We start from the raw sequence: 22,345 nt of genomic DNA, 5'->3' as shown, positions 1-22,345 counted from the left end.
AGGGGATGCGCATAGGCGTGTCCCTTTTTCTGTAGATACGGAGGTAATCCATGGATCGTTCGCGTCGGAAAATGGACCATATACAATTTGCATTAGAAACGAGAGAGGAAGAAAGCAGTATCTGGGATGACATATCCTTTGCGCCAAATAGTTTACCGAATATGTCTTATGGTAACTGCAATCTTGCTGCATCACTGCCTCCCCTCCAGCTTTCTTCTCCCCTGCTGATAAATGCCATGACCGGGGGTGCTCCTGCGGTCACCGCAATCAATCAGAAGCTTGCGGTCATCGCCCGCGAAAGAGGGTTGGCGATGGCAGTGGGGTCACAAATGGCGGCGTTGCGCGATCCTGCCGTCAGAGAAAGCTACCAGGTTGTCCGGCGCGAAAATCCGAAAGGGATGGTGTTTGCCAACCTGGGTGCGGAAGCAACTGTTGAACAAGCAGTACAAGCAGTGGAGATGATTGAAGCAAATGGCCTTCAGATTCACCTCAATGTCATGCAAGAACTCCTGATGCCGGAAGGAGACCGTGACTTCCGAGGTTATCTCGATAACATCAGGCGCATCAAGGAGCACGTTGGGGTCCCGGTGAGCGTAAAGGAAGTAGGGTTTGGCATGTCTGCAGAAAGCATGGAAAAACTCGCAGATGCCGGTATCACCCTCCTGGATGTAGGGGGCAGGGGAGGTACCAACTTTGCCAAAGTTGAGAACAGACGCCATCACACGCCGATGTTCATGTTCGAGGATTGGGGCTTTACAACACCGGAGAGTCTGTTGGAATCGGCCGAGCTTCAATCAAGGGGAATCACTTTTATTGCCTCGGGAGGCATTCGTCATGGGCTTGACGCTGTCAAAGCCATTGCTCTGGGAGCGTCCGCCGTTGGCATGGCCGGTTCTTTTTTGCGTCTTGTTCAGACGGTTTCCATAGAGGAGTGCCTGGCGACCGTCGACCTCTGGCATCATCAGATCCGCGTGGCCATGACAGCACTGGGAGCAGCCTCGATCAACGAACTGCAGCAGGTGACGGTAATGATCACAGGCAGAACGGCAGAGCGTTCGCCTGCGCGGAATAGCGCCTGAAAAATATGCGAGGAAAAGACTGGGCAAGCGAGATTCCTGATTCATGAAAGGATGAAAAATGAGGCATACTTGGGGAAGACAACCGCATCTAGAGGGAGATGGACATGAACGATGGAACGCTAGCGATCCTCATCCAGTGGTGCTTCCTCTGTCTGATATGGATGGGTGTCTGCGACGGAGTTTTTCACCGCTGGGGGATCAAGAGAGCTGGTGCGTTGGCTGTAGTGACCCTTTTTCTCGTCTGCACGTTCGTCAGCTGGCAGCTCTCCTTTTTTCCGGCTATTCGCGTAAGCGTCAGTGGAGCGATCCTGCCCTTTCTGTGCGCCGGTTGGCTGTATTCGAACCAGCAGCACGGGCGGAAGAGAATCTACGTGATCATCGGCGGATGTATCGGGATAGCGCTGTTTTGGTTTCGCTGGCTGCTCTTTACAGATCCGGTGCTCGCCGTCTGGGATGTAAGGTGGATGGTGCCTGTATGTGCTGTTTTTGCCGCTTTGACAGTGAGTCGTTCAAGCCTAACCCAGATGTTCTTGCTGCTCCTCTCCTTGCCTCTAAGCGATTTGCTGTATTCGCTTTATGAGTGGAAGCTGACTGGCTCCTGTCAAATTGGCAAAGAGTATGCGCACGATTTGTTGTGGAGCGCAATTTCCTTGTGGGGAGTATGCGCCGGCGGCTGGGCGATGGCGAGAATGCTCTTCCGGTTTGGGGGGAGGAAGACTTCCAATTCAGACACGAACAGGTGATGCTCATTGTTTCAAGAACTGCTCTCCAATGAATATGTAATTCCGCTCTCGCTTGGCTTTGGATTCGGGATCGTTTGCCGCATATACCTGTTGCAAACGGATTATCGGCAGTACCCCACCTATCCGCACGGCAAGATTATACACGTTTCTCTGGGAGTCATTGCTTCTGCTCTCGGCGCTCTTGCAGTTCCCTCGCTGCTAAAGCAGGATTATACGGCGGTAACCTTTTTAACGGTTGCTGCCCAGCAGTTTCGCGATGTGCGCAACATGGAACGCACTACTTTGACGGAGATCGACAAGAGGGAGCTGATCCCCCGCGGAGGTCCCTATATCGAAGGTATTGCGATGGTGTTCGAGGGAAGAAACTATTTGGTTATCTTCACTTCCCTGCTGACGACCTTTGCAACGGTCCTGTTCGACTGGTGGGGCGGTGTTTTGGCGGGTATCGGTACTTTGCTGGTCTCCCGGTGGCTGAAATCAGGCAAGAACTTGTCCCATATCGTCGATGTCGTTCCCGCGGAGGTGCGAGTCGACGGAAAGGATTTGTATGTCGGCGATATCTATATCATGAACGTCGGACTTCGAGATGCACAGGACGTCATCAAGAAGCAGGGGCTGGGATTTATCCTTGTACCGAAAGACGCGAATGCCAGCGTTACGATTGCGCACCCGGGCCAGCGCCAGGCTATTTTGCATGACGTTGCTGTTCAGATGGGCCTGTTCACGGACGAGGGAGAGCCATCCCTGACCCCTTTAATCAAGAGAGATTTGGCTAGTGGTCGGCTGGGCGTATTTTTGCTGCCGCAGGTCATGGATCAGGAGCGGGCAAAAATCGTCATTGAGTCTGTGCCGATTTTGGAAAGCGTGTTCCGAAAGCCGCTGGAATCGCCTGCTGCGGCGGAGGGAGGCGCTCATGGCGGGTAAGATCATGGCCATCGTTACGATGAAGAAAGAGCAAGTAGCAGGCGGAGCCCCCATTTTCGCAGTAGAGGACAAGGAAAGTCTGCAGAAGACAGCCTTTGTTCTGGAAAAAATTTTGGATGCGATGGTCCACGAATTGAATGATGATACCCTGGTCATTGTGAGTCACAAGTAGTGTGTGGTATGATTGTCTAGTTAAAAACAGATACGAGAGAGAGTGTTGTCAACTATGGGATTGCCAGTGGTAGCCATTGTGGGGAGACCCAACGTGGGCAAATCCACGATATTTAATCGATTGGTCGGTGAACGTATTGCCATTGTAGAGGACAAGCCAGGCGTTACCCGGGACCGTTTGTACGGGAAAGGGGAATGGCTGGATCAATATTTTCACGTGATTGACACGGGAGGTATTGAGTTCGGCGAGACCGACGAGATTTTGACGCAAATGCGCCATCAGGCGGAGCTTGCCATCGATGAGGCGGACGTCATCATCATGATCGCAGACAGCCGTACTGGTGCGACAGACGCCGATCTGGAGCTTGCGCGCATGCTGAACCGCACGGGAAAACCCGTCGTATTGGCCGTAAATAAGGTAGACAATCCGGAGATGCGAGCGGAGATTTACGATTTCTATACGTTGGGGCTTGGAGAGCCGTTTCCCGTATCCGGCAGCCATGGTTTGGGACTCGGAGACGTGCTGGAGGAAGTGGTCCGTCATTTCCCTGCAAAAGAGGAAGAAGATCAGGCCGACGACGTCATCCGCGTCTCGATCATCGGGCGCCCGAATGTGGGCAAGTCTTCTTTGACGAACGCCATTCTCGGTGAAGAACGCGTCATTGTCAGCGATGTTGCCGGAACTACGCGGGATGCGATTGATACTCCGTTCGAACGCGACGGACAGCAGTATGTGCTTGTGGATACGGCAGGTATGCGCAAGCGCGGAAAAGTGTACGAGACCACGGAAAAATACAGTGTGATGCGCGCTATGCGTGCCATTGAGGAATCTGACGTGGTATTGGTCGTTTTGAACGGGGAAGAAGGAATCATTGAGCAGGACAAAAAGATTGCCGGATATGCCCATGAAGCGGGACGTGCCGTCATTATCATCGTGAACAAATGGGATGCGCTCGAAAAAGACGACAAAACGATGAATCGCTTTACCGAGCTGATCCGCGAAGAGTTTAAATACCTCGACTACGCTCCGATCCTGTATGTGTCGGCGAAGACGAAGCAACGTGTTCACACCATCCTGCCAAAGGTAAACCAAGTGGCGGAAGCCCATTCGATGCGGGTGCCTACATCGGTTCTCAATGACCTGATTACCGATGCGACAATCATGACGCCGCCGCCTTCAGACCGCGAGAAACGCCTTAAAATCAACTATGCGACACAGGCGACGGTCAAACCGCCTACTTTCATCCTATTTGTCAACGATCCGGAACTCATGCATTTCTCCTATGAGCGTTACATAGAAAACAAAATACGAGAAGCGTTTGTCTTTGAGGGAACGCCGATTCGTATCTGGACGCGCAAAAAAACATAGGGAGAGGAAACGACCATGGTGTATTTGTCCTTGCTGATCAGCTATTTGATCGGATCAGTCAGCTTCAGTTACCTCATTGCCAAAAAAATCGCGGGTATCGATATACGTTCTCACGGCAGCGGCAATGCCGGCGCTACCAACACGCTGCGTGTCCTGGGGAAAGGACCCGCTGTCACCGTGCTGGTATTGGATGCTTTGAAAGGTCTGGCCGCAATGGGACTTACCCATTTGTTGACTGATGGGAATGCACTGGCGTACGCTTTGTCCGGTTTGTTTGCCATCATTGGACACAATTGGCCTGTCTTTTTCGGATTCCGCGGAGGAAAGGGGATTGCCACAACCGTTGGGGTGGCATTCGGCTTTTCTCCGCTTGCCTTTCTGATTTCGGGCATTATTACGATTATTGTTATTGCGATTACGCGATACGTTTCCCTTGGTTCACTCGTGTTGGTGACGATGCTTCCAATTTTTCTATACGTATTTGCCAAGGAACCTGCCTTTATATGGGTGAGTACCGTACTCGCCATTTTCGCTTACATTCGTCATTACAGTAATATCCGAAATCTTCTCTCAGGCAAGGAACGAAGGCTGGGGGAATCTGCCCAGCGCCCGTTTAAGTAAGTTCCGAAACAATGTGTAGTGTGGAGGGGGAACTATTGAGTTTACAAGTTGCAGTCATAGGTGCGGGAAGTTGGGGAACGGCGCTGGCATCCGTTTTTGCATACAACGGCCATCAGGTCACTTTGTGGATGCGGGATGCAAAGCTGGCTGAGAAAGTAAATACGTTGCACGTAAACGAAAAGTATTTGCCGGAGGCTCGGTTGTCCCCGCAAATCGTCGCGACGACAGACATGAAGGAAGCGGTGCAAGGGAAGCCAGTCGTCCTGCTGGCTGTTCCGTCGCATGCCATGCGGCAGGTAACGCGTGAGCTGGTGCCTTACCTGGAACCAGACGTACTGCTGATTCATGCGACCAAAGGCTTTGAGATGGAAACGCTCAAACGGATGTCGGAGGTGATCGGTGAAGAAGTGCCGGCATCGATCGCCAGCGGACTGGTCGTGCTGAGCGGCCCCAGCCATGCCGAGGAAGTGATTCTTCGCTCTCCGACGACAGTAGTGGTAGCGTCTGCTTCAGATGAAAAGATGCTGCGAGCCCAAGACCTGTTGATGAACAACTATTTCCGCGTGTACACCAATCCGGATATGGTCGGGGCAGAAATTGCGGGGGCGCTCAAAAACATCATTGCGCTCGGAGCGGGGATGTCCGATGGACTGGGGTTCGGAGACAATGCAAAAGCCGCATTGCTGACGCGGGGCTTGGCGGAAATCACGAGGCTGGGCATCCAGCTCGGAGCAATGCCGCTTACCTTTGCCGGTCTTGCCGGAATTGGCGATCTTGTAGTTACGTGCACGAGCAAGCACAGCCGAAATTGGCGGGCAGGCTATTTGCTTGGACAAGGAAAGCCGCTTGACCAGGTGTTGGAACAAATGGGGATGGTCGTGGAAGGCGTCCGGACAACCAACGCTGCCTATGCGCTGGCGGGACGGGAAAATGTCAGCATGCCCATCACGGACGTTTTATACCGGATCTTGTTTGAAGGAACCTCCCCCCGGCAAGGAGTGGAGGAATTGATGGGACGCGGGCGCACACGTGAAAACGAATACCTCGGCCCATACAGTATCTAAGTCGATTCGCTCACCTTTTTAGGCTCCTGCACATACGTTAATGGTGTAATCCAAATGTTGCAAGGAGGGCTTTGAGCGATGAGCAATAGTATTTCTCGCCGTTTTTTGGAGAGGTTGCAAAAACAGGCTTCAGATAAAGTCGATGAAGGGAAATTGCGCTCGCTGGCCGGTCAATTCCAGCGCAGCGACTTTGAGGATGAAACCAAGCTGCGTCAAATCATTCGCTCGCTTGCAGCGCTGAGTGGGAAGACTTTGAATGAAGAGCGGGAAGACAAGATCGTGGAAATGTTCCGCAATCAGGAGATCAGCCTAAACGACATCCAGTCCCTTACAAAACTATTGCGCTCGTAGAGAAATGGGCGGTTATGACCGTTGCATGCTTGACAAAATGTCATACAGTATGACTAGGAACAATCATGGCTCTACAGGGACATGGCTGGTCTGCAGGATCAAGAAAAAAAAGAGGGAGATTATCCCTCTTTTTTTCGTTTTGCTGCGCCGTTTGTCGACTGGCTCAGCAGGTTTTGAACGAGAGGAGATTGCAAAAGCCCCAGAAGCTGTCCGATATCTATGTTTGCCAAAGGGTTTGATCCGCTGTTTTCTGCTTCGTCCCGCACGGTTTCAGGTTCCTGGCTGCTCTCTGCGGTTTGTTTTTTGGAAACGGGCCTGTCTGCGGGTCTTTCCACAGATTTTTCTGTGGCGTTTCCTTTGGCGCTGCGCTTGCCAATCGATTCAAACATCTCCATGGCACCGTAAAGCGTATCCATGGTTTCTTCGACTTGGCGGATCGTGCTGCTGATCCCCTTGATATTGGTGCGCATCTTTGATACGGATGTCCGGAGATCGACTGGCTGCACCACTTTCTTTGGCGTCACAGCCAAAGAAACATCGGTTATTTGATCGCTTAGCTTTTTACTCGGTATGGGGGCATAAGGATTGCGCCATTTTTTCGTACTCATCTGTATCCCTCCATTGGGCGGATTCATCAAAATAGTCTATGCGGGCGTCTAGTGCATGGTTCAGATGAAAAAGCGTGGAATACGGGAAGTATGGTATAATAAAGCAAAACTTAAAGAGAAAAGGATGCTGTCAAGACAATGCCTATCGATCCGATGACCAAGATGAACATCTCTTTGGTTGCGATTGCGCTGATGTTCATCTGTAATTTTTTGATGATTTTTGCACGAAAGACCGCAAACAACCTGGTTCGCTTCTTGTTGAAGACGTTTGCTTTTCTCATGCTATTGGTCACCTTCGTCATGATCATCATCGTTATATTTGCCTAAGGGGAGTGGCAGAAGTTGAAGGAATTGACATTACATACGCGCTCCGGCACGCACCAGCTGCCTCTTGTGATGGGAAAAACAATCGTCGCTATCGCAAAGGAGCATAAGCTGAGCTGGGGCTATGCTTGCGAGCGGGGGATATGCGCGCAATGCCGAACGCATGTTGAGGCAGGCGCGGAACACTTGAATGAGATTACGGATGCGGAAAAGCTTCGTCTGAGAAAAGCGGAGCGGGCCGAAGGGTATCGGCTCGGTTGTCAAATCAAAGTGATTCACGAGGGCAATGTTACTCTGGCTCACCGTCCGTATTGACGGGAGAGTGGTGAAATGGCAAAAATTACGTTTCTGCCTGCGGGCAAGTCGATAAAAGCGAGGCCGGGGCAATCGATTACGAGCGTAGCGAAGGCGGCAAGAGTCGTCATTCCGCAGCGATGCGGGGGACATGCGTCCTGTCTCATGTGCCGGGTAGTTGTGGAAAGCGGGCAACTCAGTGAGCCGAGTACGCTGGAAAAGCGGAAAATGCCTGAAGCGGACCTTGGCAAAGGCATCCGGCTTGCCTGTCAGGCAAAGGTGATGGGGACCGATTGTTCCGTCCGGATTCCGGAGAGCAAATGGAAATCGGTCGTTCAGGCGGCGCTGGAGAGACAGCGCCTGGAGGAAGAAGAATGGTAGCTAGAGGAGTAGCGAGAGATGTTGCGTAAAATGAGAAACACAGGACTGTTGACAGCGCTGCTGGTGATGATCGCGGCACTGCTAGGCGGCTGTATGTATCCCGAGGAAAAAAAGCTGGAAAACCAGATCCCTAGCGAATTTTACCTGGAAGCGACCCAAAAGGCTGTCGAGCAGTTCCAGAAGGACACAGGGGTGCTTCCGATTGCTACAAAGGACATCAACACGCCGATCTTCGAAAAGTATGAGATCGATTTTCGGAAGCTGATGCCCAAATATTTGCCTGACGTACCTGCCAACGCGTTTGAAAAGGGCGGTATTTATATGTACACCCTGATCGATGTCGAGACAAAACCGACAGTGAGATTGATCCATCTCGGATCGGTGAGCAAGGTGGCGGACATCCAGGCTGCCGTCATCCGTTATCAACGAAATTACGAAAAGCTGCCGATTAAGGCAGACATCGGCAACGGTTACTATTCCATTGATTTTTCAAAGCTGAGCATGAAGGAAGTGCAGGTTCCGGGCACAGCAGGCAATTACCTGTTGCCACTGGTGATGAACGAAAAAGGAGAAGTAGGGATCGATTATGCGGCGGACATTGCGACGGTCCTGCGGAATTCAAAGGCGGAGGTCCCCAAGGCTACGGATCCGAGATACGTCATGGCTAGAAAATCTATGTTTGTCCCGGCAAAATCATTCCCCTACGAAATGGTCAATGGGGAACCGAAATTGCTCAAATTGAATAATTGAAATGATCGGGGCAGCTCAAGTTGAGCTGCTTTTTTTTGTTCTACGGAACTGATTCTCACATATATTTGTATTGTCCAAGATTCTAGTACGAGATTCACGGGAAAATGCTGGCGGTCAGGGATAATTCGGAAAAACGGTCATAGTGTAACAATAGACAAATAGAAGGAGGTCATCGATGGTGGAACGAGTCGATATCTTTAAAGACATTGCCGAACGGACGGGCGGGGATATCTACCTGGGGGTAGTTGGCCCGGTTCGCACGGGAAAATCGACCTTTATCAAAAGGTTTATGGAACAGGTCGTCATCCCCAACATTCACTCGGAGGCGGAACGTATTCGGGCGACAGATGAATTGCCTCAGAGCGCTTCCGGGCGAACAATCATGACTACGGAGCCGAAATTCGTTCCGAACCAAGCCGTCCAGGTAGACGTTACAGAAGGGCTCAGCATCAACGTTCGCCTCGTTGACTGCGTCGGCTATACGGTTCAAGGAGCCAAGGGCTTCGAGGACGACAACGGACCGCGCATGGTGCATACCCCTTGGTATGAGGAGCCGGTACCGTTCGAGGAAGCGGCCGAAGTGGGGACGCGAAAAGTAATCCAGGAGCACTCCACGATCGGTATCGTCGTCACAACGGATGGCAGTATCGCGGAGATCCCGAGGGCCGGTTATATCGAAGCGGAGGAGCGAGTCATCAACGAGTTGAAAGAAGTGGGGAAACCCTTTGTCATTATCGTCAACTCGACTCGGCCGCGCTCGGATGAAACTCAGAACCTGCGATTGGACTTGCAGGAGAAATACGATGTGCCTGTTGTGGCGTTGTCCGTCGATCACATGTCTGAGCAGGAAATATTGATGCTCATGAGAGAAGTGCTGTTTGAATTCCCTGTACATGAAGTAAACGTGAACCTGCCCAGTTGGGTGATGGTACTGGAAAATGGACACTGGCTGCGTCAAAACTACGAGGAAGCCGTCAGAGACACTGTACAGGACATCCGGCGCTTGCGCGATGTCGACAGGGTCGTAGGGTTCTTTAATGAATATGACTTTGTCGAGCGGGCTTCGCTTGCCGGTATGCATATGGGGCAGGGTATCGCTGAAATCGATCTGTATGCGCCGGATGAACTGTACGATCGGATTTTGATGGAGATCGTTGGTGTAGAGATAAACGGAAAAGACCACCTCTTGACGATTATGCAGGATTTCGCACATGCAAAACGCGAGTATGACCAGGTTGCCGAGGCGCTTCACATGGTTCGTACCACAGGCTACGGCATAGCGGCACCGTCCTTGCATGAGATGACCTTGGACGAACCTGAACTTATCCGACAGGGACCTCGCTTCGGTGTGAGGCTAAAAGCGACGGCTCCGTCGATTCACATGATTCGCGTTGATGTTGAATCGGAGTTTGCGCCGATCATCGGAACGGAAAAACAGAGTGAAGAGCTGGTCCGTTACCTGATGCAAGATTTTGATAAAGATCCGCTCTCCATCTGGAATTCGGATATATTCGGGCGTTCGCTCCATTCGATCGTCCGCGAAGGAATTCAGGCGAAAATCACCATGATGCCGGACAACGCACGCTACAAGCTGCAGGAAACACTCGGTCGCATCATCAACGAGGGCTCGGGCGGACTGATTGCTATTATCTTGTGAAAATAGGTATAAAGAACCAGAATATAGACAGGCAAAGGAGGCTCCCGGCATGACGGGAAGCCTTTTTTTCTTGGATTTCGTTTAAATTCGACATCAGGGGGCTTGAATTTACAAGAATGGTGTATTACTATAAGCTTGTCAGAGCGGTAAAAACACCCAATCGCGTATAAAACGCAGGGTTTCGGTAAAGAAAAGTAATACCTACGACTCAACCGTCATTGAGGGGAGGTGAACAATATGAACAAAACAGAACTGATCGCAAAAGTGGCTGAGACCACCGAGCTCACAAAGAAAGATGCAACGAAAGCTGTTGACGCGGTTCTCGATGCAATCGCTGAAGCGTTGAAAGACGGTGATAAAGTCCAACTGATCGGCTTCGGTAACTTCGAAGTTCGCGAGCGCGCGGCTCGTAAAGGTCGTAACCCGCAAACTGGTGAAGAAATCGAAATCGCATCCAGCAAAGTCCCTGCCTTCAAACCTGGCAAACAACTCAAGGACTCTATCAAGTAATAACGTCTGCTAAAGTTTCACTTACATAAAATCCACATTGAATAAATGTGGATTTTTTTACGTTTTATGCCTTTTTCGGTCAAAGTGTTTCTCAAGCACAGTTCGTTTTGTCTTTTCTGGGCTAATGTGGTAAGATGGGCTTGTTTCGCTGTGTGAGGAGGAGGTACGAGAATGAACGTCGATTTGGAAAAGATTCAGACTGCCGTTCGAATGATACTCGAAGCGATCGGTGAAAATCCGGACCGGGAAGGTCTGCTGGATACACCGAAGCGCGTAGCGAAGATGTACGCAGAGGCATTCGAAGGCCTTGGCATAGATGAAGAGAAGTATTTTGAGACGGTTTTCAGCGAAGACCATGAGGAAATGGTGCTTGTAAAGGATATTCCGTTTTACTCCATGTGCGAACACCACCTGGTTCCGTTTTTTGGCAAGGCGCATGTTGCCTATATTCCCCGCGGAGGTCGTGTCGTAGGATTGAGCAAGCTGGCTCGCGCCGTCGAGACTGTCGCTCGCAGGCCGCAGCTTCAGGAGCGCATTACGGCTCATGTAGCGGATGCGATCGTTCGCAAGCTGGACCCTCACGGAGTAGTTGTCGTCGTCGAAGCTGAGCATATGTGCATGACGATGCGCGGAGTGAAAAAGCCAGGCTCCAAAACAGTCACCTCGGCTGTACGAGGAATCTTTGCAAATGACCCCGCGGCACGGGCAGAGGTATTCAGTCTGATCAAGTAGACGGATGCTGAACGGAAATTTTTTCTTGACAGTGTAATTAAAATTTTGTATAGTGATGATGTACAGTCGGGATGTGGCGCAGCCCGGTAGCGCGCACCCTTGGGGTGGGTGAGGTCCAGGGTTCAAATCCCTGCATTCCGACCATTCGTCAAAATCAGCGTCTTCACGCTTGATGCAGGTAACCAAGGTGCACAGCAGCGGCCCGTCGCCGCTTGAGATTATCTGTTGGAGTGAACGAGTGTACACACCGCGAAATAGAACGCTTCTCATTGATCAGTTCCGATCAATAGAGAGGTGTTTTTTGTTTTCGAGAAAGACAAATACATCGGAACATAGAAACCGGAACATAGAAACGAAAGCGACTCCTGGATTCTGGTATAATCAGAATCAAAGGGGGAGAGGAATGCATGCGTTTCAAAACAAGCTGTTCAAACTGCAATCATGCAGGCGGGTATAATATCCACCACTTGGTGGAGGAGGTAGACGACTTATGGTGCCTTGCTTGTGAAAAGTGCGGGAATCGATTGCTCACCTTTTCTCCCGAGGCGCGACAGCAGATTATCCGCGGCATTCAGTTAACGGAAAGCTATGTGCCTGATACTATCGATGCTTACCGTCATATCGGTGTTGACCCACTGCCCTCCAGAGTTCGGTTTGGCGTCATTGCCTCCGAGGAAAATGAGGAGTAGGCCATCCAGGCAGTTAAAATGTTATTGGCACCAACCAGATCCAAAGTCAAAAGTAGTAGCATTCTGGTACGCTTCGGTCATTTCCCTCGCAGGAAGCCGAGTATGCCATTGAAAGAGAAAGGCTGTATACGTTGCCGTGAAAAACCTACTGAGCCCACGGAAATTCCGGGAGCCTGATCATTGTTGAGTGTAAACACTCTCCAATATTCAGGCTCCTTTTATGTTTTTATTAGGGCTGCAAAATGGGTTGAAAATTGATCCCCCATCAGCCCTAATAAACCGAAGGAGTGACGGAAGTGGGAGAGGTTTTTGGCAATCGGAATTTTCGGAGGTTGTTCTTTTCAAATTTATTTTCAGGATTTGGTCAGGGGATGACCATGATTGGGATCTCCTGGCATTTGGTTGAGTCGACAGGCTCAGCCAGCTTGCTTGGCTCTGCGATGCTTATCTCTTCAATATTGACGCTTCTCATCGGACCGTATTCAGGTACACTGATTGACCGCTTTTCGCGCAAGGCGATATTGCAAGTCGAACAGCTGGGAGGCTCTACTGTTTTAGCGCTTTTGACAGTATGGGGATTTTTCGGTGCCTACCATGAGTGGATGATGGTCCTCATTTTTTTGGCATCCACGTTTATGCTCCATATTCACGAACCGGCACAGGCTGCCTTCGTACAGGAAGCATTTGACCAAAAGCATTACAAGTCGATCAACTCCTTGCTGGAGATGGAAAACCAATCTGCTCTGGTCCTGGCTGGAGCATTTTCCGGGCTGCTTTTGGAGAGCTTTGGGTTGCAGGCGGTATTGCTGATTAACTCATTGACGTACTTGCTTGCCTTTCTGATGCAGTGGGGAATGGAGTATGCGTTTTCCACGGAACAACAGAAAGCAACGGCCCCTCGAACATCTTGGATGATGCAATTTCACCAAAGCTGGGTCTATATCAACGAAAGACGTGGTTTTCTGATTTTTGGCGTCTCGGCTCTGATGCCATTTCTAGCCGTGATGCTGGCAAATCTTCTGAACCCTATCTTTGTGAGCCAAGCATTGCAGAGCGATGTAAGGATCTATTCACTTGGGGAGGTTACCTATTCGATTGGAGCAGTGGTGGCAGGAGTGCTGGTTGTCTTGCTTTGCCGAAAATTCGGCGCATTTCCGTATATGGTTTTTACCTACGTGCTGATGGCGATCGCTCTTGTTTTGACAGTTGCCATGCCGAAAGCCTGGGTCTTTGTACTGCTATCTGCCCTATTAGGCTGGTGCAATGTCTCGACCCGGCTTATCCGGCAAACTTTGTATATGGAGCTGGTGCCAAATCGATTTATGGGGAGGGTAATCAGCTTCTTCAGATCGGTCGGTACGTTGATGAGGCTGCTGCTGCTCGCTTTGTTCACCGTCATGCTTGATTACACCGGGGCAGCGGCAGGTTACCTCGTACTTGCTGGCCTATTGCTGATGGCGGCGCTAGGAATAGCCTTTTCTATGGGCAAATTGATGCGGTCGGCAGCCGGTTTGGATAAAGTCAGCAGTGAGCAAGAGCGGGGAGGCAAAACCAAGCAAGTACAATAGGCAAAAGCAGTGATGCCCGCTCATCTGAGTTGAATGAGTCTTCAAGGTGATTTTCTGATTGCATTCAAGGCGGGGTATCGTATTGCTGTAAAAAGAGCTCTGTTCAAAAAACCTAGCCCGTCCGCACTTTTTCATATTATGGCGGGCTGGTTTTTTTCTTGCGAAGGTGAGTAAATGTATGATAAAATAAGTCCTGAAAGCGTGGAATGTCAAGTTCAAAAACTTTCAAGTTTGCTGTGATTGGATATTTCCGAATATACGCTTGAATGATTTTCGGGATGTGGCGCAGCCCGGTAGCGCGCACCCTTGGGGTGGGTGAGGTCCAGGGTTCAAATCCCTGCATTCCGACCATACACACAGCGAGCAGCTCGTTGTGAAAAGAAGCCTCTGATTGTGTATCGATCAGTCAGGCTTCTTTTTTTCTGTCAGCCAAAATGCCTCTTGGCTTCCTTATTTTTCTTCCCTATAATATGATAGAAGAATGACAAGCAGAAAGGTTGTTCACTGATGAAGATGTCACTGCCTATCCAACCCTATCTGTCGGCAATGAACAGGTATGATCTGAGCGAAAGCGAGCCTGCTTCTTATGTGCCTTCAGCAGAGATGCCTTTTTCTGAAGTGCTTCAAGCGGAACTAGCAAATGGTCAAAGGGTTATTCGGGCCGAGCAGATATTGGCCGAGCTAGACGGATCAACAGACTGGGATTTTACTGATGCTTCTGATACATATACAACCGGATCGAGCAGTCAAACACCGCAGAACGTGCAGGGAATATTGGACAAAATTAGCCGAGTCGCCCGTTCGTACGGCGTCGATGAAAATCTGGTTCGGGAGGTCGTTCGCGCAGAATCGAACTTCAATCCCAACGCAGTCTCTCGTGCTGGAGCCAAAGGCTTGATGCAGCTGATGGATGCCACGGCCAAGTCCTTGCATGTGCGAAACGTCTATAATCCGGACGACAATTTGGCCGGGGGAACAAAGTACTTGCGCGGCCTGCTTGACCGTTACGATGGCAACGTGAAGGTCGCTCTGGCTGCCTACAATGCCGGCCCCGGACGGATCAGCCGCCTGGGCATTGATACGGATGATGAGCTAGAGCAAAAGTACGAGCTTCTTCCACAGGAGACCCAGAGGTATGTTGACAAGATCATGAAACGCTTGGAACCAGGCGGGACATCCTAGAAACGAAAAACTACGGAAATTGCCAGTTAGGAGGAACTTAGGTGGCACAAACACCGAATGGGCAGCAAGAATATTTTGTGGTGAAGGCAAAAGAAAACGGGGTCCACGTGATCGGTTTGACAAGAGGCTCCGATACCCGTTTCCATCATACGGAGAAATTGGACAAGGGCGAGGTCATGCTGGCCCAGTTTACCGAGCACACCTCCGCGATCAAGGTAAGAGGAAAAGCCGTGATCTATACGCATCACGGGATTATCGATACGTCGGATGAAAAGCAGGCATAGCCTGCTTTTTTTATTTGTACAATGGTGGTGAGGAGGGATGTCTATGCCGCGCAGACTGTTTGTCGCCATCGCTATGTCCGCGTTCCTGGCCGCCATGTTGTCATGGGTTCCGACATTGTCCTGGAAACAGGAGGATGTGCCTGCTTTTCAAGCCGCCAGACCAGTAGAGCTGAGTGAACAAAATGTAGTGGATTTATTTACATTCATGACGACTCATTATAATATTAAGCGTGTAAAATGGGAAAATCCGTCGGTTTTTGTCGATCTGGCGGTGAGTCCAAAAGACCGGATAGATGCAAATCGGGTGTTTCATGATTTTTACGCAGTAACGTACGATCTCTTTCGATTGACCGGCAATGTGGAGCATGTATATTTTCGGCTGCTGGAAAAAGAAGAGGTAGAGAACACGAGCAAACTGCTTGTAGCCATCGAAGCGAATCGTCCGGATCGAGCAGCCTACTTCGTCTCACCGACGGATGTGGAGGATTATGAGACGCACGTCAAGACAAGATTCCCGGTGCGGGTAGAGCCTTATTTTTACGAGAGAGTTAGTCCTTGACGGGTGAAGTATGGTATGATGGTAGGGATGGTATTTTGCCGACACTCGGTAAAAGCATGAAACCGAACGGAACAGGTAATGACCAGGTTGTGGAGGAGGACGCATGAGCAAAGAAAAAAACCCATTCATCGACGAGATCCGTGCCATTATCGATCAGATCTACCAGCGAATATCCATTTCCTATGTGGAACAATACGTAGACGTACCGGCCATAGCTGAGAATCGGCTAGCGCTGTTGTACCTCTTTTTATTGAACCGGGGAATAGGCAAGGAACGCGCACGGACGTTCTCAATTACAACCGGCCTCATGCAATTAGGATTGGACATGCATGAAACTGTCAAAAATGCTTATGGCGATACACTTGTGGAAGAACGGAACAGGCAATTAACGGTTTTGGCAGGCGATTATTACAGCAGCCGTTACTACCAGTTGCTCGCTCATGCCGGTGAAGTAGAAGCCATTCGCGTCTTGGCGGATGCGATTCAGCATGTAAACGAGGCCAAGATGAAGCTTTATTTGGCAGATAAAGAGGGAAAATTGTCCTCCGAAGCGTATTTGGAGCTGCGAACTGTCATTGATACGGGCTTGTACGTCGCGATGGTTGACAAGTATGCCGAATCGGAGGAAGAACGCCGCTTCTGGACGTCGCTCCTAAAGGACACGTCAACGGTGGAAAGCATGATAAACGAATGGGAACAATTAAAGTGGCAAGACCAGGTTCCTGCCGGCTTTGCCCGTTTTTTGCTGCAAAAACCAGGGGCGACACTAGCCCAGGTACTGGCCGGGATTGAAACAAAAGCGACTGAACTGATCAACATGTGCGAACAGCTATTGCGTACCCTTCATCAGACTGAAGCCCAGGACGTGCTCGTTTGGTTTACATCTCGATATTCCCACCGCGTGAATCGTCTGAAACGGGTTATTGAGGAGATGTGATGGAAGTGAACGAGATGCAGATGAGAGAAAAAGCACAGCACGTGCACAGCGTGTTTGAAAGCATCGCGCAAGAGTACGACAAGATGAACAATGTCATCAGCTTTGGCAGCCACGTTGCCTGGCGCAACTATACGATGAAGCGAATGAATATCCAACCGGGCCAAACGGCGATTGATGTGGCTTGCGGCACGGGTGACTGGACGATCGCATTAGCGGATGCCGTTGGCAAGGATGGTCGTGTCGTCGGACTTGATTTCAGCCAGAATATGCTGGATGTAGGCGCATACAAGGTTGCGCAGAGGGGCGTGGGCGGAATCGTGCAACTGGTAAACGGTGACGCCATGAAGCTGCCGTACGAGGATAACTCCTTTGACTTTGCAACGATTGGCTTTGCGCTGCGGAACGTCCCTGATATCCAAACCGTGTTGAAAGAAATGGCTCGAGTGGTCAAGCCTGGGGGCAAAGTCGTGTCGTTGGAGGTGTCCAAGCCTCCTTTTTATCCGTATCGCCAGCTTTTCTATTTGTATTTCTACAAAATCTTGCCATTGATTGCGAAATGGACAGTTAACAAGTATGAGGAGTACGCCTGGCTGCCACAGTCACTGACGAATTTTCCCGATAGCCGAGAGCTTGCCCGCATGTTTCAGCAGGCAGGCCTTGACCCGGTTGAGGTGAAATTGTTCATGGGTGGAGTGGCTGCACTGCATATCGGGACCAAGCCCTGATCAATCATCGGGTATCTCTTCAGTGGATAGGAAGTGTATTTTGTGAGTCTCCGTAAATTAAAAATTATTTTGGAAATGATTAAATTCGAGCACTCTATTTTTGCGTTGCCGTTTGCTTTTATGGGTGCCGTATTGGGTAATATTGTAGTAGAGCAAACGTGGCCGACCTGGATGGAAATTTTATGGGTGACTGTCGCGATGGTAGGGGCACGAAGCGCGGCCATGTCGCTCAATCGGTTGATTGACCGGTTCATCGATGCGAAGAACCCGCGAACCGCGAACAGGGCGATCCCTGCCGGTTTGATCTCGATAGTAGAAGTTGTCGTCTTCATCGTCGTGTCTTTTGCTGTGTTGTTCTTTGCTGCCTTCCAGTTGAATTCACTTGCGGTAAAATTGTTGCCTTTAGCTGTTTTTGTACTCATTCTGTACTCCTATACGAAGCGCTTTACCTGGCTCTGCCATTTTGTGCTGGGTGTAGCGATCGGGTTTGGGCCTCTGGGCGGTTGGGTGGCAACGACAGGGCAGGTAGACGGCACCGGTCTTCTGCTGTTTATCAGCGTGCTGTTCTGGACAGCCGGCTTTGATATTATGTACGCTTGTCAGGACGCGGACTTTGACCGCAAGGAAGGTTTGTACTCCATGCCAAGCCGGTTTGGCATCAGCAAAGCGCTGCTGATTGCCAGAGGCTGCCACGTGATTACGTTCTTCGGCCTTTTGTCGCTGTACATGATCGCAGATTTGTCCATTTGGTTCCTGGTCGGCGTTTTGATCTCCGGGGCCATTCTGCTGTACGAACACAGCTTGGTGAAGCCGACGGATTTGTCCAAGCTTGACGTCGCCTTTTTCAATATGAACGGAATACTCAGCATGGTTATGTTTACTTTTACCATGCTTGATCTGGTGATATCATGAGTACACAAGCATGGGCTGTTGGAATCACAGGTGCTAGTGGTGCGATTTATGGCGTGAGACTGGTTCAGGAGCTCTTGAAGAGCGGGCATACCGTGCACTTGATGGTGACGGAGGCAGGCTGGCAGGTGTTTCATGACGAACTGGACTGGAATACGGAAAACCGCGAAGGACTATTGGCGGAAAAGCTTCAGCAGGATTTTCCCGGAGAGCTTCGTTACTGGGGCTTGCGCGATTTTAATTGTCCCGCTGCGAGCGGATCGTACCGCTGCGAGGGGATGATTGTTGTGCCTTGTTCGATGGGAACTCTTTCCGGCATTGCGCACGGTGCCTCAGGCAACCTGCTTGAGCGTGTCGCAGATGTCATGTTGAAAGAAGGACGAAAGCTCGTACTCGTTCCCAGAGAAACGCCTTTGAACGCGATCCAGCTGGAGAACATGCTGCGATTGAGCAGGCTCGGTGTCAAGATATTGCCGGCCATGCCTGGTTTTTATCAAAAACCGCAGACGATGGATGACCTAGTCAATTTTGTCGTAGGCAAAGCATTGGACGCACTCGATGTGCCGCACGCTTTGTTTCGGCGCTGGGGGGAATAAGAATATGCAAAAGTCCTTGCGCATTGGACAAATCCTATACACCAACACCTTCCCTGTCACATTTCATTTTGACCAAGCCCGTTTTGAAGATCGGATTTCGTTTATCCGGCAGGTTCCTGCCCAGTTAAACGAGGCGATGGCCCGCGGCGAGATCGACCTTGGACCAATCTCTTCTTTCAGCTACGCAGAGCATGCGAAGGATTACCTGGTACTGCCGGACCTGTCCGTCAGCGCCAAAGGCCCAGTCGGCTCGATCTTTCTGTTCAGCAAAAAGCCGATCGAAGAGCTGAATGAGGCGCGAATTGCCTTGACCAATACGTCAGCTACTTCCATCAATTTGTTGAAAGTGATTCTGCAAAAGTTTTACGGGCTGCAAGTCTCTTACTCGATGCAAGCACCTGTACTTGAAGAAATGATGCTTGGTGCCGATGCGGCTCTCCTGATTGGAGACGATGCGATCAGGGCGATACGCCAGCGTGTTCCCTATATGATTTACGATCTAGGCGAACTTTGGTATCGCTTCACCGGATATTCCATGACCTTTGCTTTGTGGACAGTCCGCAAGGCGATTCTGGCCGAACATGCCGAATTGCTCAGCGAGGTGCACAATGCCTTTTTGGAGAGCAAACAGAAACATCTAAGCAATCCTGAACCGTTGATCGAGTACGTACATCAGCATTATGGCGGAGAAAAGGCTGATTGGCGCCAATACTTTCAAGGTCTGCAGCACGTTTTTGGCGATGAGCAAAGAACGGGGCTGGAGTACTACTATCGCTGCGCGGCGGAGCAGGGACTGCTTCCGGGACCGGTTACTGTGGAATTGTGGGAGAAGTCCGGACGGCAAAAACTACGTTGAACGAAAATAGGTGGAGCGGATGAACCTAGTCGATATATACTTTGAGATGAAAAAAGATGTGGAGTACATCGAAAATCAGTTGGAGCTGTCCATCGATACGGGAGTGCGGGAGCTGTATCAGTCGTCCACGCACCTGCTGAAGGCGGGAGGGAAGCGCATCCGTCCCGTATTTGTGTTGCTTGGTGGAAAGTGGGGGTCCTATGACGTGACCCGGCTCAAGTACGTGGCAGTTCCGCTCGAACTGATTCATATGGCCACGCTTGTGCACGACGATGTTGTCGACAATGCGGACAAGCGTAGAGGCCGGGATACGGTCAAAACAAAATGGGACAACAAAGTAGCGATGTACACCGGCGATTACATTCTTGCCCGGGCGCTGTCGATTGTGACGGAGCTGAAGATTCCTCAGCTCCACCAGATTTTGGCCAACGCGATCGTCGAAATGGTCAAGGGAGAGATCGAGCAGGTGCGGGCTCTGCACAGCTGGGATCAAAATTTCCGTATGTACCTGCGCAGAATCAAGCGCAAGACCGCTCTCTTGATCGCGATCAGCTGCCAGATGGGGGCGATTGCGAGCGGAGCGACAGAGGATCTCGTCCGCAGGATGTACTGGTACGGCTACAATGTCGGGATGGCTTTTCAAATCACGGATGACATCCTTGACTTTACCGGTACGGAAAAGCAATTGGGCAAGCCTGCGGGAAGCGATTTGCGCCAGGGCAACATTACCCTTCCCGCGATGTACACGGCTCATCACGGCATTGCTCGGGAACAGTTTCAAAAATGGATTCGGGAGGATACCTTCTGGAACCATGTGGACGAGGCGATCCAGCTGGTGAGAAAAGACGAAGGCATCGCTTTTTCGCAGAGGCTGGCGGAGCGCTATATCGCCAGAGCGCGCAGCATTATCGCCGACCTGCCGAACAATTCAACGAAAAAATCGCTGATCGGTGTGGCCGATTTTATTATCGATCGCAAATTTTAGCGTTTTTTGCTGAGGAGCAGGTTGATTGCCCCTCTATCTTTTGATAAAATTTCTGATGGTGTGTGAAATACCAATACATAGCTATACTGGAGGCAACCTTACGATGGAAAAAACGTTTCTGATGGTAAAACCTGATGGCGTACAACGCAACCTGATCGGAGAGATCGTTTCCCGCTTCGAGAAAAAAGGCTTCCAACTCGTTGGAGCAAAGCTGATGAATGTTAGCCGCGAGCTGGCTGAACAGCACTATGCTGAGCATAAAGAGCGCCCGTTCTTTGGTGAACTGGTTGACTTCATTACCTCCGGACCTGTATTCGCGATGGTATGGCAAGGCAACAACGTGATTTCCACCGCTCGTTCCATGATGGGCAAAACCAACCCTGCAGACGCTGCATCCGGAACAATCCGCGGCGACTTCGCAACTTCCGTTGGCATGAACATCATCCACGGTTCCGACTCTCCAGAAAGCGCTGAGCGCGAAATCGCTCTGTGGTTTGGCCAAGGAGAAGTTCTTTCCTACGAAAAGACGATCCAACGCTGGATCTAAGCTCTTGAACAAAGAGCAATCACGCAGATGGATAAAGACTCCGCTAAGGGGTCTTTTTCTTTTATTCGCGAATCTGCAACAAAATTCGGCAGGATTTTGTCAAAAAAACGCGAATCGCATGAGTAAGTCGTCGAAAGGGGATTTCGAAGTATGGAAGACAAGGATTTTCTCCAGTTCATCGCCAGCGTAAAAAAAATGACAGGAATTGACCTCGCACTCTACAAGGAAGCACAGATGAAACGGCGGCTTACTTCGCTCCGCTTGAAACGGGGTTATACGACATTCGCTCAGTACTTCGAGGCGATCGCAAAAGACAAAGAGCTGTTTTACGAGTTTCTCGATCGCATGACGATCAACGTGTCGGAGTTTTTTCGCAATCCGGGGCGTTGGGAAGTGCTTGAAAATAAGATCTTGCCCAGGCTGGTACGTCAGTCTCCGCGTCTGAAATGTTGGAGTGCCGCATGTTCGACGGGAGAAGAGCCTTACACACTGTCGCTCTTGCTGCTGCGCCATCGCTGGGACGCTTCGGTGCTGGCATCGGATATTGACGAAGGAGCGATCGCAAAAGCAAAGCAAGGGGTTTATACAGAAAGAGCCTTGCAGGATTGTCCAAAAGATTTGCTGGACAAATATTTTCAAAAGGACAGCTTGAGCTACCGCATTTCAGATGAAGTAAAAAAACGCGTGAATTTCCGCAAGCACAACCTTCTGGCCGATACGTTCGAATCCGGGTTTGACCTGATCATTTGCCGCAATGTGATGATCTACTTTACGGAAGAGGCCAAGCATGAGCTTTACCACAAATTCAGCCGTGCCCTAAAGCCTGGCGGCGTCCTGTTCGTCGGCAGCACGGAGCAGATTTTTCAGCCGCAGCAGTACCAGTTTGAAACAGAGGATACATTCTTTTACCGAAAATTAGGGTAAAAGGAG

Annotated in this window: 29 protein-coding genes and 2 tRNA genes; 30 read left to right on the top strand and 1 reads right to left on the bottom strand. The window is 50.5% G+C overall.

Annotated features, from left to right (window positions below):
* Window positions 1-50: 50 nt before the first annotated feature.
* From fni to V5G20_RS15905, 8 genes are all read left to right on the top strand, one after another.
* Window positions 51-1,079, top strand: coding sequence for a type 2 isopentenyl-diphosphate Delta-isomerase (gene fni, locus V5G20_RS15940; protein WP_327926563.1), 1,029 nt, complete (start codon window positions 51-53; stop codon window positions 1,077-1,079).
* 104 nt (window positions 1,080-1,183) lie between these two features.
* Window positions 1,184-1,822 (top strand): YphA family membrane protein, encoded by a 639-nt coding sequence (locus tag V5G20_RS15935; protein WP_327926562.1) that lies wholly within the window; start codon window positions 1,184-1,186, stop codon window positions 1,820-1,822.
* 6 nt (window positions 1,823-1,828) lie between these two features.
* Window positions 1,829-2,746, top strand: coding sequence for a YIEGIA family protein (locus V5G20_RS15930; protein ID WP_003387111.1), 918 nt, complete (start codon window positions 1,829-1,831; stop codon window positions 2,744-2,746).
* Window positions 2,736-2,918, top strand: a complete 183-nt coding sequence (locus V5G20_RS15925) for a capping complex subunit for YIEGIA (RefSeq protein ID WP_003387109.1) — start codon at window positions 2,736-2,738, stop codon at window positions 2,916-2,918. Before V5G20_RS15930 ends, V5G20_RS15925 begins: the two co-directional genes overlap by 11 nt.
* A 54-nt stretch (window positions 2,919-2,972) precedes the next feature.
* Window positions 2,973-4,286 (top strand): ribosome biogenesis GTPase Der, encoded by a 1,314-nt coding sequence (gene der / locus V5G20_RS15920; RefSeq protein ID WP_338461272.1) that lies wholly within the window; start codon window positions 2,973-2,975, stop codon window positions 4,284-4,286.
* A 15-nt stretch (window positions 4,287-4,301) separates the two neighbouring features.
* Window positions 4,302-4,907, top strand: coding sequence for a glycerol-3-phosphate 1-O-acyltransferase PlsY (plsY, locus tag V5G20_RS15915; RefSeq protein WP_024984947.1), 606 nt, complete (start codon window positions 4,302-4,304; stop codon window positions 4,905-4,907).
* A gap of 11 nt (window positions 4,908-4,918) precedes the next feature.
* Window positions 4,919-5,971, top strand: coding sequence for an NAD(P)H-dependent glycerol-3-phosphate dehydrogenase (locus tag V5G20_RS15910; RefSeq protein ID WP_031933259.1), 1,053 nt, complete (start codon window positions 4,919-4,921; stop codon window positions 5,969-5,971).
* Window positions 5,972-6,049: 78 nt separating this feature from the next.
* Window positions 6,050-6,322: a stage VI sporulation protein F gene (locus V5G20_RS15905; RefSeq protein ID WP_003387105.1), complete on the top strand. Its 273-nt coding sequence runs from the start codon at window positions 6,050-6,052 to the stop codon at window positions 6,320-6,322.
* Window positions 6,323-6,441: 119 nt separating this feature from the next.
* Here V5G20_RS15905 and V5G20_RS15900 read toward each other — a convergent pair whose 3' ends face one another.
* On the bottom strand, window positions 6,442-6,930 hold the full coding sequence (locus V5G20_RS15900) for a hypothetical protein (RefSeq protein ID WP_003387104.1): 489 nt from the start codon (window positions 6,928-6,930) through the stop codon (window positions 6,442-6,444).
* Between the two features lie 138 nt (window positions 6,931-7,068).
* Here V5G20_RS15900 and V5G20_RS15895 point away from each other — a divergent pair, with 138 nt between their 5' ends.
* From V5G20_RS15895 to V5G20_RS15790, 22 genes are all read left to right on the top strand, one after another.
* On the top strand, window positions 7,069-7,257 hold the full coding sequence (locus V5G20_RS15895) for a DUF2768 family protein (RefSeq protein ID WP_003387103.1): 189 nt from the start codon (window positions 7,069-7,071) through the stop codon (window positions 7,255-7,257).
* Window positions 7,258-7,272: 15 nt separating this feature from the next.
* On the top strand, window positions 7,273-7,569 hold the full coding sequence (locus tag V5G20_RS15890; protein ID WP_024984949.1) for a 2Fe-2S iron-sulfur cluster-binding protein: 297 nt from the start codon (window positions 7,273-7,275) through the stop codon (window positions 7,567-7,569).
* 15 nt (window positions 7,570-7,584) lie between these two features.
* Window positions 7,585-7,929, top strand: coding sequence for a 2Fe-2S iron-sulfur cluster-binding protein (locus tag V5G20_RS15885; RefSeq protein WP_003387100.1), 345 nt, complete (start codon window positions 7,585-7,587; stop codon window positions 7,927-7,929).
* 18 nt (window positions 7,930-7,947) lie between these two features.
* Entirely contained in the window at window positions 7,948-8,679 is a 732-nt protein-coding gene (locus V5G20_RS15880) for a hypothetical protein (RefSeq protein ID WP_003387099.1), read from the top strand.
* 178 nt (window positions 8,680-8,857) lie between these two features.
* The gene (gene spoIVA / locus V5G20_RS15875; RefSeq protein ID WP_003387098.1) at window positions 8,858-10,336 is read left to right on the top strand and encodes a stage IV sporulation protein A; all 1,479 of its coding nucleotides are present in this window, start codon (window positions 8,858-8,860) and stop codon (window positions 10,334-10,336) included.
* 237 nt (window positions 10,337-10,573) lie between these two features.
* Window positions 10,574-10,846 carry an HU family DNA-binding protein gene (locus tag V5G20_RS15870; RefSeq protein WP_003387097.1) on the top strand — a complete coding sequence of 91 codons (273 nt, stop codon included), beginning with the start codon at window positions 10,574-10,576 and terminating at the stop codon, window positions 10,844-10,846.
* Between the two features lie 171 nt (window positions 10,847-11,017).
* Complete coding sequence (gene folE, locus V5G20_RS15865; protein WP_003387096.1) at window positions 11,018-11,578, top strand: GTP cyclohydrolase I FolE; 561 nt, start codon at window positions 11,018-11,020, stop codon at window positions 11,576-11,578.
* 67 nt (window positions 11,579-11,645) lie between these two features.
* A tRNA-Pro gene (locus V5G20_RS15860) sits at window positions 11,646-11,722 on the top strand.
* Between the two features lie 263 nt (window positions 11,723-11,985).
* Window positions 11,986-12,267 (top strand): hypothetical protein, encoded by a 282-nt coding sequence (locus V5G20_RS15855; RefSeq protein WP_243014301.1) that lies wholly within the window; start codon window positions 11,986-11,988, stop codon window positions 12,265-12,267.
* A gap of 296 nt (window positions 12,268-12,563) precedes the next feature.
* Complete coding sequence (locus tag V5G20_RS15850) at window positions 12,564-13,835, top strand: MFS transporter (protein WP_122958397.1); 1,272 nt, start codon at window positions 12,564-12,566, stop codon at window positions 13,833-13,835.
* 274 nt (window positions 13,836-14,109) lie between these two features.
* Window positions 14,110-14,186: transfer RNA gene (locus V5G20_RS15845), tRNA-Pro, on the top strand.
* 156 nt (window positions 14,187-14,342) lie between these two features.
* On the top strand, window positions 14,343-15,017 hold the full coding sequence (locus tag V5G20_RS15840) for a lytic transglycosylase domain-containing protein (protein ID WP_003387093.1): 675 nt from the start codon (window positions 14,343-14,345) through the stop codon (window positions 15,015-15,017).
* Window positions 15,018-15,058: 41 nt separating this feature from the next.
* Window positions 15,059-15,301 (top strand): trp RNA-binding attenuation protein MtrB, encoded by a 243-nt coding sequence (gene mtrB, locus V5G20_RS15835; protein WP_003387092.1) that lies wholly within the window; start codon window positions 15,059-15,061, stop codon window positions 15,299-15,301.
* A gap of 43 nt (window positions 15,302-15,344) precedes the next feature.
* A complete protein-coding gene (locus tag V5G20_RS15830) occupies window positions 15,345-15,860 on the top strand; it encodes a hypothetical protein (RefSeq protein ID WP_003387091.1) in 516 nt (171 codons plus the stop codon).
* Between the two features lie 103 nt (window positions 15,861-15,963).
* Window positions 15,964-16,797, top strand: coding sequence for a heptaprenyl diphosphate synthase component 1 (locus tag V5G20_RS15825; RefSeq protein WP_003387089.1), 834 nt, complete (start codon window positions 15,964-15,966; stop codon window positions 16,795-16,797).
* Window positions 16,797-17,522 (top strand): demethylmenaquinone methyltransferase, encoded by a 726-nt coding sequence (locus V5G20_RS15820; protein ID WP_003387088.1) that lies wholly within the window; start codon window positions 16,797-16,799, stop codon window positions 17,520-17,522. The genes V5G20_RS15825 and V5G20_RS15820 overlap by 1 nt, the downstream gene beginning before the upstream one ends.
* Before the next feature lie 42 nt (window positions 17,523-17,564).
* The gene (locus tag V5G20_RS15815; protein ID WP_003387086.1) at window positions 17,565-18,434 is read left to right on the top strand and encodes a UbiA-like polyprenyltransferase; all 870 of its coding nucleotides are present in this window, start codon (window positions 17,565-17,567) and stop codon (window positions 18,432-18,434) included.
* Entirely contained in the window at window positions 18,431-19,027 is a 597-nt protein-coding gene (locus V5G20_RS15810) for a UbiX family flavin prenyltransferase (RefSeq protein WP_024984992.1), read from the top strand. The genes V5G20_RS15815 and V5G20_RS15810 overlap by 4 nt, the downstream gene beginning before the upstream one ends.
* A 4-nt stretch (window positions 19,028-19,031) precedes the next feature.
* A complete protein-coding gene (locus V5G20_RS15805) occupies window positions 19,032-19,883 on the top strand; it encodes a menaquinone biosynthesis protein (RefSeq protein WP_024984993.1) in 852 nt (283 codons plus the stop codon).
* A gap of 19 nt (window positions 19,884-19,902) precedes the next feature.
* Complete coding sequence (locus V5G20_RS15800; RefSeq protein WP_003387083.1) at window positions 19,903-20,868, top strand: polyprenyl synthetase family protein; 966 nt, start codon at window positions 19,903-19,905, stop codon at window positions 20,866-20,868.
* A gap of 103 nt (window positions 20,869-20,971) precedes the next feature.
* Window positions 20,972-21,415, top strand: coding sequence for a nucleoside-diphosphate kinase (gene ndk / locus V5G20_RS15795; RefSeq protein WP_003387082.1), 444 nt, complete (start codon window positions 20,972-20,974; stop codon window positions 21,413-21,415).
* Between the two features lie 150 nt (window positions 21,416-21,565).
* A complete protein-coding gene (locus V5G20_RS15790; protein WP_003387081.1) occupies window positions 21,566-22,339 on the top strand; it encodes a CheR family methyltransferase in 774 nt (257 codons plus the stop codon).
* Window positions 22,340-22,345: the final 6 nt, after the last annotated feature.

Origin of the sequence: Brevibacillus borstelensis, from assembly GCF_036700025.1 — a bacterium.
In the GTDB taxonomy this organism is placed as follows: Bacteria; Bacillota; Bacilli; order Brevibacillales; family Brevibacillaceae; genus Brevibacillus; species Brevibacillus borstelensis.
The sequence above is the reverse complement of the archived record's forward strand: the minus strand, read 5'-3'. Positions and strand labels throughout refer to the sequence as shown.

Excerpts from the sequence above, each read along its gene's own strand:
- fni (WP_327926563.1), top strand. The coding sequence starts at position 51 with ATGGATCGTTCGCGTCGGAAAATGGACCATATACAATTTGCATTAGAA.
- V5G20_RS15935 (WP_327926562.1), top strand. The coding sequence starts at position 1,184 with ATGAACGATGGAACGCTAGCGATCCTCATCCAGTGGTGCTTCCTCTGT.
- V5G20_RS15925 (WP_003387109.1), top strand. The coding sequence starts at position 2,736 with ATGGCGGGTAAGATCATGGCCATCGTTACGATGAAGAAAGAGCAAGTA.
- der (WP_338461272.1), top strand. The coding sequence starts at position 2,973 with ATGGGATTGCCAGTGGTAGCCATTGTGGGGAGACCCAACGTGGGCAAA.
- plsY (WP_024984947.1), top strand. The coding sequence starts at position 4,302 with ATGGTGTATTTGTCCTTGCTGATCAGCTATTTGATCGGATCAGTCAGC.
- V5G20_RS15910 (WP_031933259.1), top strand. The coding sequence starts at position 4,919 with ATGTGTAGTGTGGAGGGGGAACTATTGAGTTTACAAGTTGCAGTCATA.
- V5G20_RS15905 (WP_003387105.1), top strand. The coding sequence starts at position 6,050 with ATGAGCAATAGTATTTCTCGCCGTTTTTTGGAGAGGTTGCAAAAACAG.
- V5G20_RS15900 (WP_003387104.1), bottom strand. The coding sequence starts at position 6,930 with ATGAGTACGAAAAAATGGCGCAATCCTTATGCCCCCATACCGAGTAAA.
- V5G20_RS15895 (WP_003387103.1), top strand. The coding sequence starts at position 7,069 with ATGCCTATCGATCCGATGACCAAGATGAACATCTCTTTGGTTGCGATT.
- V5G20_RS15885 (WP_003387100.1), top strand. The coding sequence starts at position 7,585 with ATGGCAAAAATTACGTTTCTGCCTGCGGGCAAGTCGATAAAAGCGAGG.
- V5G20_RS15880 (WP_003387099.1), top strand. The coding sequence starts at position 7,948 with ATGTTGCGTAAAATGAGAAACACAGGACTGTTGACAGCGCTGCTGGTG.
- V5G20_RS15870 (WP_003387097.1), top strand. The coding sequence starts at position 10,574 with ATGAACAAAACAGAACTGATCGCAAAAGTGGCTGAGACCACCGAGCTC.
- folE (WP_003387096.1), top strand. The coding sequence starts at position 11,018 with ATGAACGTCGATTTGGAAAAGATTCAGACTGCCGTTCGAATGATACTC.
- V5G20_RS15855 (WP_243014301.1), top strand. The coding sequence starts at position 11,986 with ATGCGTTTCAAAACAAGCTGTTCAAACTGCAATCATGCAGGCGGGTAT.
- V5G20_RS15840 (WP_003387093.1), top strand. The coding sequence starts at position 14,343 with ATGAAGATGTCACTGCCTATCCAACCCTATCTGTCGGCAATGAACAGG.
- V5G20_RS15830 (WP_003387091.1), top strand. The coding sequence starts at position 15,345 with ATGCCGCGCAGACTGTTTGTCGCCATCGCTATGTCCGCGTTCCTGGCC.
- V5G20_RS15825 (WP_003387089.1), top strand. The coding sequence starts at position 15,964 with ATGAGCAAAGAAAAAAACCCATTCATCGACGAGATCCGTGCCATTATC.
- V5G20_RS15820 (WP_003387088.1), top strand. The coding sequence starts at position 16,797 with ATGGAAGTGAACGAGATGCAGATGAGAGAAAAAGCACAGCACGTGCAC.
- V5G20_RS15810 (WP_024984992.1), top strand. The coding sequence starts at position 18,431 with ATGAGTACACAAGCATGGGCTGTTGGAATCACAGGTGCTAGTGGTGCG.
- V5G20_RS15805 (WP_024984993.1), top strand. The coding sequence starts at position 19,032 with ATGCAAAAGTCCTTGCGCATTGGACAAATCCTATACACCAACACCTTC.
- V5G20_RS15800 (WP_003387083.1), top strand. The coding sequence starts at position 19,903 with ATGAACCTAGTCGATATATACTTTGAGATGAAAAAAGATGTGGAGTAC.
- ndk (WP_003387082.1), top strand. The coding sequence starts at position 20,972 with ATGGAAAAAACGTTTCTGATGGTAAAACCTGATGGCGTACAACGCAAC.
- V5G20_RS15790 (WP_003387081.1), top strand. The coding sequence starts at position 21,566 with ATGGAAGACAAGGATTTTCTCCAGTTCATCGCCAGCGTAAAAAAAATG.